General features: G+C 42.9%; 12 protein-coding genes. 5 read left to right on the top strand and 7 right to left on the bottom strand.

Annotated features, from left to right (window positions below):
• Positions 1–177: 177 nt before the first annotated feature.
• Complete coding sequence (locus ACFGVR_RS23620; RefSeq protein ID WP_448700181.1) at positions 178–1,017, top strand: hypothetical protein; 840 nt, start codon at positions 178–180, stop codon at positions 1,015–1,017.
• 103 nt (positions 1,018–1,120) lie between these two features.
• Here ACFGVR_RS23620 and ACFGVR_RS23615 read toward each other — a convergent pair whose 3' ends face one another.
• A complete protein-coding gene (locus tag ACFGVR_RS23615; RefSeq protein ID WP_448700180.1) occupies positions 1,121–3,202 on the bottom strand; it encodes a tetratricopeptide repeat-containing sensor histidine kinase in 2,082 nt (693 codons plus the stop codon).
• Positions 3,203–3,353: 151 nt separating this feature from the next.
• Positions 3,354–4,535, bottom strand: a complete 1,182-nt coding sequence (locus ACFGVR_RS23610) for an acyl-CoA dehydrogenase family protein (protein WP_448700178.1) — start codon at positions 4,533–4,535, stop codon at positions 3,354–3,356.
• 360 nt (positions 4,536–4,895) lie between these two features.
• On the opposite strand from ACFGVR_RS23610, the gene folB reads away from it, so the two are divergent.
• Entirely contained in the window at positions 4,896–5,264 is a 369-nt protein-coding gene (folB, locus tag ACFGVR_RS23605) for a dihydroneopterin aldolase (RefSeq protein WP_448700177.1), read from the top strand.
• Positions 5,254–6,651, top strand: a complete 1,398-nt coding sequence (locus tag ACFGVR_RS23600) for an FAD-binding oxidoreductase (protein WP_448700176.1) — start codon at positions 5,254–5,256, stop codon at positions 6,649–6,651. Before folB ends, ACFGVR_RS23600 begins: the two co-directional genes overlap by 11 nt.
• Positions 6,652–6,657: 6 nt before the next feature.
• On the opposite strand, the gene ACFGVR_RS23595 is transcribed toward ACFGVR_RS23600, so the two are convergent.
• Together ACFGVR_RS23595 and ACFGVR_RS23590 are read right to left on the bottom strand one after the other, a co-directional pair.
• Positions 6,658–8,088, bottom strand: coding sequence for a DUF4419 domain-containing protein (locus tag ACFGVR_RS23595; protein ID WP_448700175.1), 1,431 nt, complete (start codon positions 8,086–8,088; stop codon positions 6,658–6,660).
• A gap of 132 nt (positions 8,089–8,220) precedes the next feature.
• A complete protein-coding gene (locus ACFGVR_RS23590; protein WP_448700174.1) occupies positions 8,221–8,664 on the bottom strand; it encodes an acyl-CoA thioesterase in 444 nt (147 codons plus the stop codon).
• 156 nt (positions 8,665–8,820) lie between these two features.
• Between ACFGVR_RS23590 and ACFGVR_RS23585 the strand changes: the two genes are divergently transcribed.
• Positions 8,821–9,258 (top strand): Hsp20/alpha crystallin family protein, encoded by a 438-nt coding sequence (locus ACFGVR_RS23585; RefSeq protein ID WP_448700173.1) that lies wholly within the window; start codon positions 8,821–8,823, stop codon positions 9,256–9,258.
• Positions 9,259–9,566: 308 nt separating this feature from the next.
• On the opposite strand, the gene ACFGVR_RS23580 is transcribed toward ACFGVR_RS23585, so the two are convergent.
• The 3 genes from ACFGVR_RS23580 to ACFGVR_RS23570 are packed head-to-tail and all read right to left on the bottom strand — an operon-like array spanning position 9,567 to position 11,596.
• A complete protein-coding gene (locus ACFGVR_RS23580; RefSeq protein ID WP_448700172.1) occupies positions 9,567–10,067 on the bottom strand; it encodes a hypothetical protein in 501 nt (166 codons plus the stop codon).
• Positions 10,068–10,076: 9 nt separating this feature from the next.
• Positions 10,077–11,054: a hypothetical protein gene (locus tag ACFGVR_RS23575; protein ID WP_448700171.1), complete on the bottom strand. Its 978-nt coding sequence runs from the start codon at positions 11,052–11,054 to the stop codon at positions 10,077–10,079.
• Positions 11,055–11,104: 50 nt separating this feature from the next.
• Positions 11,105–11,596, bottom strand: coding sequence for a YajQ family cyclic di-GMP-binding protein (locus tag ACFGVR_RS23570; protein WP_448700170.1), 492 nt, complete (start codon positions 11,594–11,596; stop codon positions 11,105–11,107).
• Positions 11,597–11,757: 161 nt separating this feature from the next.
• Here ACFGVR_RS23570 and ACFGVR_RS23565 point away from each other — a divergent pair, with 161 nt between their 5' ends.
• A complete protein-coding gene (locus ACFGVR_RS23565; RefSeq protein WP_448700169.1) occupies positions 11,758–12,336 on the top strand; it encodes a hypothetical protein in 579 nt (192 codons plus the stop codon).
• Positions 12,337–12,341: the final 5 nt, after the last annotated feature.

Here is a 12,341-nt window from a genome sequence, read left to right as displayed (position 1 = left end):
TATTTATAAAGTTTTATATTCTTTATAATTTGAATTATTCAAAATAATTAAATAAATAACATTAAACCTTTGCGGCTAACTATCGTCTATTACTGTATAAAACAAACAACGCAGATGGCCGGATATGCATCACTAAATAAAAGCGTATCGCATCTGTAGCAACTAAAAAATAAGCATATGAAAAAGTTAATGATTTTATCAGCAATGGCAGTTAGTGGTTTAATAGCTCAATCGGCTAACGCCCAGATAGGCATACATATTAATTTACATTTAGGCGGTTCGCCGGTTTATGTGGCTCCCCAACCTGCACCTGTTTATGCAGATGATTATTATTACCTGCCCGATGTTGAGGCCTATTACTCTGTTAGAGAAAATTGCTACTACTATAACGATGGTTACAATTGGGTATCGGCCGTTTATTTACCAGGCGCCTACCGTAATTACGACTGGCACTATGCCCGCCGCGTCGAAATAAAAGAAGCGCGCCCATATTTGCACAGCGAGGTTTACCGTTCACGTTATGGCGGTATGGAGCACAGAAACTGGAACTATCGTGATGAACACGATAACCGGATGTATGCCGACCACGACAACCACGACCATGGTTTTGAAAACCGCGGTAATGCAAGGCCCGATAACCATTTTGACCGTAACAACTACGGCCGTGGTATAGAGCCACAACGCAACGACCATAATTTTAACCGTGGCCCGCAAAACCAGCCGCAGCAAAATGATAACCGCGACAACAGCTGGAACAATAACCGTGGCCAGCAACAAGCCCAGCCGCAGCAAAATGATAACCGTGGCGGGTTTAACAGGGGTGGCCAGCAACAGACCCAGCCACAGCCGCAACAAAATAACGACCATAACAATGGTGGTGGCAACCGCGGCCAACAACAAAACGGTAACCAGCAAGGTCAGCCTGCACAGCAACAAGGCGGCCACATGAACGGCGGCAATAATGGTGGACAACAGCACTTTGCCCAAAACAATGGACCCCGCCCTACAAGATTTTAACTGTTGATTGTTTGTTTTCCATGATACCATCCCGGCCGCGATACCGGGGTGGTTTTTTGTTTTATAGAGGAAAGTGGTTGGGAGATTGCTAAAGCAAAGGTATTTACGCCTGCTTTTTTAACCGGATATAAAACGTGGTCCCATCACCCGGCGCACTCTCAAACCAGATATCGCCGCCGTGGCTCTCGATAATTTGCTTGCTGATAGAAAGGCCAAGGCCAAATGAAGGCTCACCGGCAGTACCTACGCGCTTGGCCTGTGTAAACATATTGAATACCTGTCCTTTAATGTTGTCGGGTATGCCAATGCCGTGGTCGCTAACCGATATGCGGATGTGCTTGCCCTCGTTAATAACCTTAACGTAAATATCAGACCCCTGCGGACTAAATTTAATGGCATTACTGATGAGGTTACTGATAACCCGCCAGATCTTTTCGCGGCTGATGTATAGCTCCTCGGGCGATTCCAGCATTTCGAGCATTATTTTCTGGTTCTTTTCGGCGGCTTTAAAGCGCAAAAGTTCAATACTGTTACTCAGCAGCGTGTTAATATCCACCATCTGTTTTTTAATAGTATTTGCTGATGGTGTGCCCGTGGCTTCCAATATCTCATTGATCAGTTCGAGCGAATTGTTTGTAGTATTTTGTATCAGTTCAAGCAGTTGTTTCTGTTCGCTGTCCAGGTCTTCCATCAGCATTAAAGCAGTAAGTGAGGCAATGCCGCCTATCGGGTTGCGCAGATCGTGTGCAACGGCGCGTAATATCCTGTCCTTCTCCTTATCAGTTACTTCCAGTTCATAAAAAGCCTGCTCCAGCGTATCTTTTTGCTGTAATATCTGTGCATTTAACTGGCTCAAAGTTTTAACGTTAGCTTTTGACCGGCGCCAATTTAAAAATATCAGCAAAATAATCACCAACGCCATAACCGAGTAGATCAGTGCTACAGTTAAATAGTTTTGCTTTAACTGGTTGTCGGTTTTCAGATTATTGATGGTTGATTGGTTTTCAAAATCCTTAAACTGTTGGTTAACATCGCTTTCCTTGAGTTTTTGAGTCGTTTTTGATAACGAGTCTTTTAAAAAATCGTACTTGTCGAAATAACTGAGGGCCTTTTTTAATTCATTATGCTTTTCATAGTAACTGGCCATTAAATGGTTCCATTCTACCTCGGCGTCCGGGTTTTTTACACTGTCCAGTTGCGCGCGTATGTCGGTTAGCAGTTTAAATAGCTCAGGGTGGTTTTTTTTGGTGTAAATATTGGCCAGCTTTAGTTCACTCAGTTGTGCATCGCGGTTATCGTTCCCCTTTCTTAAATTAATGGCGATGCTTTTCTTTAACAAATCTTCTGCCCGGGCAAAATCACCTTTGGCCGTATAAAGTTGTGCCTGATTCCCATAAACAACTGCCCGGGCTACATCGATCAGGTAAGCTCTGCTATTGTAATTTGCACTCTCCCGGTTAATGTAAGCCAGCGTTTTTTCATAATAAATGCGTGCACTGTCTGTAAGTCCGCTTTTGCTGTAGCTGATGGCGGTATTATCCAGCAGTTCCTGGTTGCGGTAAAAAGTTACAAAATTCATGGTGCAGTTGGCACCTTCGGCAAAACTTTCTTTAAAATAATTAGCCGCTATGTTAAAATGCGCCTGTTTGTACATGATCATACCCATGCGGTAGCTATAATCGCTTAGTGTACAATTATTAAAATTGTCCTTACCGGTTACCTTACCCAGATAATAGTAATGATAAGCCTCTGGAAAATGGTTCACCGCAAAGTAAACATCACCTTTCGAAAAATAAGCTATACCCAGTTGCTTGGTATAAGCCTTTAGGTTACCACTGTTTTGTATCAGGTTAAGCATGCTATCTGCATATAGCATGGCTTTATCATAATTAACATGGGCGTGGTAAAAATAAGCACAATGCATTTCATAGGCTTCAAATTGATTTGCCGTGCCAATGTCCCGGTGTTTTGCCGCAAGCGAGTCTAAATAATGTATGCCCTTGTCGGGATTGTTGTTGTAGAGGTCTCTGGCTTTATCGATCTCTTTTGTAAAATCGTTGGCAGATGATGAATCATTGTTTTGTTGCCTGTTGCACGAAAACAAGAGAGACAAAAACGCGCAGCAAATGAAGTATAAAAAGATAAGGCGTATATTGTTATCAATACGCGGTATTTTATGATGCATGGGGGGCATTAGCAACGTTTTGCTACCAAATATAGTCAAAATATTTATTGGGGATACTCCCAAGCCTAATTATAACACTTTATGCTATGAATATAAGATGCTTTGACTTAGGCGGATAAGTTATTTATCAGCCTGTAATGTCATGATATCGTTACTTGAAAGCGTCTTCTCCGGTAACATCCATACCAGTGATCAATAAGTGGATATCATGTGTGCCCTCGTATGTAATTACCGATTCGAGGTTCATCATGTGGCGCATAATGGAGTATTCGCCGGTGATGCCCATACCACCCAGCATTTGGCGTGCCTCGCGGGCAATGTTGATGGCTATCTCCACACTATTACGTTTGGCCATTGATATTTGTGCCGCTGTAGCGCGATTTTCGCTTTTCAATACACCCAGGCGCCAAACCAGTAATTGCGCTTTGGTGATCTCGGTGATCATTTCGGCCAGTTTTTTTTGCTGCAACTGGAAACCCGCTATCGGTTTGCCAAACTGTACCCGTTCTTTTGAGTAACGCAGGGCCGTATCGTAGCAATCCATCGCAGCACCGATAGCGCCCCAGGCAATGCCGTAGCGGGCCTGGTTTAAACAACCCAGCGGCCCTTTTAAACCCGAAACACCCGGAAATACATTTTCTTTAGGAATTTTGACGTTATCAAAAACCAGTTCGCCAGTGGCCGATGCGCGTAACGACCATTTGTTGTGCGTTTCGGGGGTGCTGAAACCTTCCATACCACGCTCAACTATAAGCCCGTGTATTTTACCGGCTTCGTTTTTTGCCCAAACAACGGCAATATCGGCAAACGGCGCGTTCGAGATCCACATTTTAGCGCCATTCAATACATAATGATCGCCCGCATCTTTAAAGTTAGTGGTCATGCCACCCGGGTTCGAGCCATGGTCAGGCTCGGTCAGGCCAAAGCAACCCATCATTTCGCCGCTGGCCAGTTTGGGCAGGTATTTCTTTTTCTGCTCTTCCGATCCGTAAGCGTAAATAGGATACATCACCAATGAACCTTGTACCGAGGCTGTCGACCGGATGCCAGAGTCGCCGCGCTCCAGTTCCTGCATCAAAATGCCGTAGGCGATATAGTCCAAACCTGCGCCGCCATACTCTTCGGGTATGGTTGGCCCAAAGGCACCTATCCCGGCAAGGCCCTTAATTACTTGTTTGGGGAACTCGGCCCGTTGCGCATAATCTTCAATGATCGGACTCAGTTCTTTCTTTACCCAGTCGCGCGCGCTTGCGCGGATCAGCTTATGTTCTTCGGTCAGTAATTCGTCTATCCAGTAATAATCGGGTGCTTCGTACAGGTCGGTCTTAGCCATAACAGTGTTTTGATATGTGGCTAATTTCGGTAAATAAGGCGCATTTGGCAATAGCGTTTAAACGCACTAAAGTAAGAAAGGGGGTGTAGAGCATAGCACAAAGGGCATAGAAAGAAGGGTCAAAAAGAGAAATACGATTGATTTTTATTTTTGGTTAGGAAGGTTTATTGAGAAAATATATAAAATTATTAGGGCGTTGCCTGCGGCCCGCGCTTTCCGCTCATACTACACAGGCCTTAGCCACAGGCCGGTATCCGCTGCAATCGCTAACGCAGACCTGCAGTTCGTCGATTTGGAATTTGAAATTAGCTCCCCCTTTAGGGGGTTGGGGGGCTTAACCAAATTCCATAACTTTGGCGCATGGTTAAAGTAGCGTTGCAGGGCGTGCGGTTTTTTGCTTTCCACGGGTTTTACCCCGAAGAGCAGGTGCTGGGCAATCATTTTGTGGTTGACGTGGAAGTTGAATTTTTACAACAGCAGCATTTTACCAGTGACGAAATTGCACATACCGTAAACTACGAGCAGCTTTACCTTGCTGTGGCCCGGCACATGAAACAGCCGCGCAAGCTACTTGAAACGGTAGTGCAGGCTATTATCGACGAGCTGAAAACTGCTTATCCTTTTGTTGAAACCATCCGCGTAGGGCTTAAAAAGCTCAACCCGCCGCTGCCGGGTATTGTGGATAGCTCCTTTATTGAAATTACCTATCATAAACCCAATGACCTATAATAAAATTACCGATGCTGTGCTCGCGCAGATCAAAGCGATAGTTGGCGAAAACCTGGTTTATACTACCAAAGACGATCTTGAAAAATATAGCCACGACGAAACCGAGGACTTGCATTACTATCCACAGGTTGCCGTGCGCGCGCAAAATACCCAGCAGGTTTCGGCTTTGATGAAGTTATGCAACGAGCACCATATCCCTGTTACGCCGCGTGGTGCAGGTACAGGTTTGGCGGGCGGAGCACTGCCGGTATATGGCGGACTGATGATCTCGATGGAGAACTTTAACCGCATTATCGAAATTGACGAGCGTAACCTACAGGCTACTGTTGAACCCGGCGTGATCACAGAAGTGTTTATGAATGCTGTTGAAGACAAAGGTCTGCTTTATCCCGTGGACCCGGCAAGCAAAGGCAGCTGCTTTATTGGCGGCAATATGGCCAATTGCAGCGGAGGCCCACGTGTAGTAAAATACGGCACCATCCGCGAGTATGTATTGAATTTTGAATTGGTTTTGCCTAACGGCGATGTGATATGGACCGGCGCAAACACCCTTAAATACGCTTCAGGTTATAACCTTACGCAATTATTAATAGGCTCGGAAGGTACCTTGGGTATCATCACTAAAATAGTAGTGAAACTGATACCAAAGCCAACGCAAAATGTACTGATGCTGGCATCTTTCAATACCAATGAGCAGGCCTGCGGTGCGGTTTCGGCTATTTTTAGGGCGGGTGTAATTCCATCCGCGCTCGAGTTTATGGAGCGCAGGGGAGTGGAGTGGGTTGTTGAGCACGATGGTATTAACTTCGATATTAAACCCGGTATCGAAGCTTACCTGCTGATCGAGGTAGATGGCACTAACCAGGACGTCATCTTCGGCGAATGCGAAAAGATCAATATGGTATTGGAAGAATTTGAGTGCCAGGATGTGCTTTTCGCCGATTCGTCTGCACAGAAGGAAGAATTGTGGACCATGCGCCGCACCATGGCAGTATCGGTAAAATCAAACTCGGTTTATAAGGAAGAGGATACCGTGGTACCCCGTGCCGAATTACCCAAACTGATCAAAGGGATTAAGGAGGTTGGCGCCAAATATGGCTTCGAATCGGTTTGCTACGGCCATGCCGGCGACGGTAACCTGCACGTTAACATTATTAAAGCAGGCATGAGCGACGATGACTGGAACAACAAGTTAAAATTTGGCATTACAGAAATATTTGAACTTACCATAGCCTTAGGTGGCACCATCAGCGGCGAGCACGGCATTGGCCTGGTGCAAAAGGATTATATGCCTTTAAAATATTCCGAAATTAATTTGAACCTGATGCGGGGCATCAAAGCGGTGTTTGACCCTAATGGGATTTTAAATCCGGGGAAGATATTTTAGGGTGCCCTACCTTGTTTCGACCTTAACTTCCTGATTGTTGACGATGAGCTTTGTATCTGGCATTAGCTTGCGTATCCTCTCAGTTTCAACAGGGGTGATATCTCCATATATCCTAAACTGTCGCACTTTTATGTTCGCCATTTCGTCGGGGATATTCACACCATTGCTAAAATATACAGTGAGCGAGTTTATAGGGCCTATCTGAAAGATCTCCTGCGGGATTGTTTTACCCCGCAGCATAATGCCGCTCCAGCTATCGGATGTATTTTCCTGCTTTAATTTATCAACCAGCAGTTTGTTGATGGTTGTGGTGTCTTTCTTTCTGATCATCCAACCAATTTCGGGTCTTAAACCAAATGTTCTGTCATTTTGCTTTAAACCAAAAAAGCCGGCCCATAACTCAAGCGGCGTTTTGGTAAAGTTACCTGCACCATTACCCGATTGATACTCCAGGTCAACTTTAACAATCTCGTTTGGCAGGCCGCCTGTTCCTGCAATTTCTTTTAGGCCCATGCGTTTGCCATCTTTATCGTATGGAAAAAATTTAACTATCCAGCCATCAATAATGGTGGGCGAACCGCATTTACCTTCCGAATGGTATTTAAACATAGCCTTCCAGAAATCTCGGTCGACCTTACCCTGTGATGCCTGCACAAACTGTTTCAAACAGGGTTCAATTTCATCAATCCACCAGTCCAGTTTGTACTTTCTCAGGGCCTCGGTTTTGGTTAAAACGCGCTGCCAGTCTTGCGTTGTGCCTTCCAACGTGATTTTAGGTATACCGCAGGCCATTCTAATTACGATAAAATCAAAGTACCGTTGTACAGCATTCATCAGCGTAATTTGTGATGCTACTTTAGCAACAGGAGTTGTCGTACTAAAATCGGCAGTTAAGGCATCGGTAAGCTGCTGTCCGGTGTGGGTGGCTATCTGCCTGCTAAATTCAGGGAAAACCTCGGCCCACGGACTTTTTGGATCATCCAGTTTTATCTTGTCATTGCGTACAACCAAGCTTGTTTTACCAGTAAAATCAACAAATAATTTGCGCAGTTCTTCGCTGTTATTGTTAACGTGGTTGGCAAAACCCTGGCTAATAAGCAACCACATCATATCCGGCGAAAGCGTGAACGGGCGATGATCTGCATAAGCACCGAACATGCCTTCAAAAAACGGATGGTAGCCATATGTTACCAGGCTATCGGTAATTTTGCTTTTAGCGATGATGTTAAATGCGGGATCGGTGTGTGGCCGGTTTAAAGGGTAACGTGATACGCCGTTATCCAGCCGGATAAGGTCCTCGAGTATCACCTGGTAGTCCTCGACTCTTAATGTTCTGGTCGGCGGTGTTAGTTTTTCTACAGTAAACGTTACGCTTTTTTGAGCATAGCATGCAAACGTGCTAATAATTGAAAATAAGGTAAGGTAGAATTTTCTCATCGGTAAATCGCTTTTAGGATAGATGCAGAGTAATACCGAATTCCATAAAATTTAGAACAATAATTAAAGAATTAATGATCAGCGAACCTGATTCACCTCTTCTATCTTTACCCCAACCGATCTACATCAAGGTTAACTATTCATAATCAACCTCGGTTCATCATAAGCAATCATCTGATTACGCTGTGCTTTAGGTATTGGACTTGACTTACCGGCTTTATAATCATAGCTGATGCAAACGGTTTTGCCGGTGGTGCAAATTTCTTCTTTATCATCTTTTATCCGTACCAAAATATATTCCACATCAAAGCTGCTGTTACCCACACGTGAGGTGCGTACATAACATTTAATACGATCGTCTAAGGTGATGGGTTTTTTGTAGTCAATTTCCGAGCGGCCTAAAATAATACCCATTTCGTTCCAATCCCATTTGATGATGTTGCGCCAATAGTCGCCACGTGCTATTTCAAAGTAGGTTAAGTATACCGCGTTGTTCACATGCCCGAAGGCATCCATATCCGAAAAACGTATGTGTATTGGGGTGCTGTATTTAAAGTTGGCGATGTTTGGGGTCATTTATATGTCAGGTTGTCTGTATAAAAAATTACAATACGCCAATTTGTCTGCATTATTTGCAATTTTCTGCCGGATTGTGTTCAACTATTCAATTGGTATGTGCATTGAATATATGTTTACGAAGTTAATAAAAAACAAAATAAGGAGAATATAAAAATGACACTTGTAAAATTTGCAAACGGACACAAAAATGGTTTCAACCCATTATTTACAGATGTATTTGATTCGATATTGAACGATACATTTTTAAGCGATAAGCTGGTTAGCAAAACACCGGCAGTAAACATTGCCGAAGGCGAAAACGGTTACGATATTGAACTGGCTGCCCCCGGCTTAAAGAAAGAAGATTTTAAGATCAGCGTTGAGAAAAACGTACTGAGTGTTGCTGTTGAAAAGAAAGCCGAAAACACTGAGGAAACAAAAAAATACAGCAAAAAAGAATACAGTTACGCATCGTTTGTAAGGAACTTTACCTTACCCGAAAGTGCTGATCAAAGCAAAATTGCTGCCGAATATACCGATGGTATCTTAAGCATCAATGTAGCTAAAAAAGAAGAAGCTAAAATTCAAACACGCGAAATTGAGGTTAAGTAATTGCAAATAAGCAGGTTGAAATAATGTGCAGGTTTTAAATGTGCGGATGAGAGAGCAGGATAAGTGAGAGCAGGATATCCGCACATAGGCACATTATCATGAATAAAAGGTACTCAAATGTAGAGTGTTTTTCATATATAGGTTGTTAGTTTAGTTGAAAAGGGGTATTGCGAAAGCGGTGCCCCTTTTTTTGGGTCCCTTCAAATCTCCCGGCAGGGGCGGCTTTTAAGTAAACTAAATAAATTGCAGGATTTTAGCCTGACGAATATAAATCCGAAATTGGAAATCCGAAATCCGAAATCAAAAAATTAATCATCCGTTAATCTTTTGTCGACAATGATCTCGAAGCCTAACAAACCCTTGTCAACGGTTAGTACAATATTTGCGGCGGCGGCAACATACCGGTCCTGGTTTTCGCCAATGGTTACCGATTTGGTGTAACTGTCCATATCAATGGTAACGTTGGGTTTCGAGATGTTAAAGTTGGATGCTTGCCTGTCAACTATCCTTGGCCTTATTTTAGTAGTTGTGCCCTCTGTAAAGCCATTATTCAAAAAAAATAGCAGGCCCAATGCTATCCCGCCATACAAAAACACATAAGCCAAAACAAACTTGTGTTTTCGCTTAATCAGTAATGCAAATAATATCCCGGTAACTGTTAAAACCCCAAAACATATCTTATAGTCAATCAGAGTTATTTCAAACTCAATATAAGCATAAATTAAGCCGGTTAACCCCAGTATCAGGGTGAGCACATCGGTAATAGCATGTAAAGCCGTTTGCTTTGATTTAGCTGTAACTTGCTTCATGATGGTTAATTATTGCAGTCTGTCGGTTACATCGTATGATTTTACATATTTTACCGGTGATGGCATCTCATTAAATGCCGAATACAAAATATATCTTTTGTTTTTGGTAATGCCGGGCAAAACGTGCTCTATCACATTTTTGATAGCAGTGTTTTCTTTTCTCAATGCTACTGTATCTTTCAGGTTGATAGCCGATTGATAATAGATCGCCGGATACGTCCCTTCAGGGATGCTTTGGTTGATAACCCTGAATATTCTGGGCGAGGTTGACACCGCTTTCACCACGATCGGAAAATGGTATGTTTCATTCGCGGTTTCTATAGCTTTCGAATACAGGTCGTTTATATCAGTCTCATTAGGGTATTGCCACACTTCACTCGGCCTTATACACTTTTCGGCTAATTCCAAATTATTTACAGCACTGGCAAAATAACCTTGGTTATAATCAGCCTTTGCCTGTCTGTATAAATCGGGTGCGGTTTTACCGTTAATGCAATACTGCGCCTGGGCTAACGATGCAACCCGCCAGCCATATTTGTACCGGGCATATACCACGGTAATCATATACCGCTCATCGCCCTCGTCAGGCAAATAGAAAGCGATATACATTTCCCGGGCAACCGATGTATAATTTAAATAATAAGCCTTCCCGGTTTTAAAAGTTTGGCTGCCGTTATGTTTATGTACAACATAATATTCATCAACCATTTTGTATTTAGCCGATTTTAAGCGATACGCGATCTTATCAGCATTGTAATTGGCAGCCAGCAGATCTGCCGAAAGAAGCAAGTCTACTTCTTTTTCGTGGCCCGATTCAACAGCCTGAAACAATTGTGTGTTCAGATCATGAAAATCATCTTGTTTTCCCTTGGGTATCTGGTTGTTTTTATAAATACCGGGATCAGGAAGTGTACAACCTGGCAATGCAATAACTAAAATCAACAATGCCAGCAAGTAACCCGGTAATAATTGGTAAACTTTTATCATAGTTTAATTGCGTTAGGGTTCAGGCGGTAGGGTTTTGTGTATCTGGTGGCTTAACTGCGCATATTAATATACTGCAGGGGCTGGCCAAAATCCTCGGTACGGCATAAACTGATCACTGCCTGCAGGTCGTCTATTTTTTTTGCGGTAACGCGCACCTGGTCGCTCATAATTGATGCTTCAACTTTTAAACCGCTGTCCTTGATCTTCTTTACTACTTTTTTAGCAGCCTCTTTATCAAGTCCTTCTTTGATCTTTATCTCCTTGCGGATCATGTTGCCCGATGCATATTGTTCATCGCCAAAATCGAGCGCTTTTGGATCTAATGATTGTTTAACCATGCGGCTGATGATCGATCCCTCAATAGCTTTAAGGCGCATATCATCCTCGGTAACCACAGTTATTGCATTGGTTTTTTTATCCAGTTCGATAGTGCTTTTTGAACCATGAAAATCATAGCGGTTCAAAATTTCTTTTTTTGCGTTATTGATGGCGTTATCAAGTGTTTGCGCGTCAATTTTACTAACAATATCAAATGAAGGCATAAGTTATACGGGTTGGTTTACTACTGCAAACTTATTCTATTTATTTGTTAATTAAATATCAAACCGTTAGGATTTTATTTAACTTTATGTACCATTAAAACAATATGGCTGCAAAGTGTATTTAGTTAGTTTACATCAGGTCAATCATCACAATTAATTATATGAAAACTACCGATAAAAAAAGTGCTAAAAAACAACTGGAACTAACCATAACCGAAAAGTTTATGGCTGCCCTTACCGAACTTGGTCACGATGCCGAAAAGCTAAAACGTGAAGTGAAAAAGGCGAGCAAATTTGTAACTAAAAAAATTGAACGCAAGTTTAAAGAAGTAAAAAGCGCTATCGAAGAAAAACTGGAATCAGCACCGGTTAAAGAAGCTGTAAAAAAGGCCGAAAAGTCGGCATCTACCGCTAAAAAAGATATCACTAAAAAAGCCGTAAAGGTTGAAAAGGTAATAGCTAAGGCCGCTAAAGTTGCCGAAAAACGGATCCGCAAACCGGTTGAAAAAGCGGCGGATAAAATTGAGTCGGCTGCAGCAGATGCCAAAGCTATTGTTAAAAAAGCAGTTGTTAAGGTTGATGATGCTATAGCCGATACCAAGGCTGCCACTGCCGCACCTGTTAAAAAGGTTGCCTCAAAGGTTGCTTCGAAAGCTGCATCGGTGCCTAAGGTTGCAACTAAAGCCGCTGCAAAAGCTGCCCCGGTTGCAAAGCCTGCAGCCAAAGCCACTAAAAAATAAGTTAA

Source organism: Mucilaginibacter aureus, assembly GCF_053514885.1.
Note: the sequence above shows the minus strand (reverse complement) of the source record. Positions and strands in the feature narration are given on the sequence as shown.

Excerpts from the sequence above, each read along its gene's own strand:
- ACFGVR_RS23620 (WP_448700181.1), top strand. The coding sequence starts at position 178 with ATGAAAAAGTTAATGATTTTATCAGCAATGGCAGTTAGTGGTTTAATA.
- folB (WP_448700177.1), top strand. The coding sequence starts at position 4,896 with ATGGTTAAAGTAGCGTTGCAGGGCGTGCGGTTTTTTGCTTTCCACGGG.
- ACFGVR_RS23580 (WP_448700172.1), bottom strand. The coding sequence starts at position 10,067 with ATGAAGCAAGTTACAGCTAAATCAAAGCAAACGGCTTTACATGCTATT.
- ACFGVR_RS23585 (WP_448700173.1), top strand. The coding sequence starts at position 8,821 with ATGACACTTGTAAAATTTGCAAACGGACACAAAAATGGTTTCAACCCA.
- ACFGVR_RS23600 (WP_448700176.1), top strand. The coding sequence starts at position 5,254 with ATGACCTATAATAAAATTACCGATGCTGTGCTCGCGCAGATCAAAGCG.
- ACFGVR_RS23575 (WP_448700171.1), bottom strand. The coding sequence starts at position 11,054 with ATGATAAAAGTTTACCAATTATTACCGGGTTACTTGCTGGCATTGTTG.
- ACFGVR_RS23590 (WP_448700174.1), bottom strand. The coding sequence starts at position 8,664 with ATGACCCCAAACATCGCCAACTTTAAATACAGCACCCCAATACACATA.
- ACFGVR_RS23610 (WP_448700178.1), bottom strand. The coding sequence starts at position 4,535 with ATGGCTAAGACCGACCTGTACGAAGCACCCGATTATTACTGGATAGAC.
- ACFGVR_RS23565 (WP_448700169.1), top strand. The coding sequence starts at position 11,758 with ATGAAAACTACCGATAAAAAAAGTGCTAAAAAACAACTGGAACTAACC.
- ACFGVR_RS23570 (WP_448700170.1), bottom strand. The coding sequence starts at position 11,596 with ATGCCTTCATTTGATATTGTTAGTAAAATTGACGCGCAAACACTTGAT.
- ACFGVR_RS23615 (WP_448700180.1), bottom strand. The coding sequence starts at position 3,202 with ATGCATCATAAAATACCGCGTATTGATAACAATATACGCCTTATCTTT.
- ACFGVR_RS23595 (WP_448700175.1), bottom strand. The coding sequence starts at position 8,088 with ATGAGAAAATTCTACCTTACCTTATTTTCAATTATTAGCACGTTTGCA.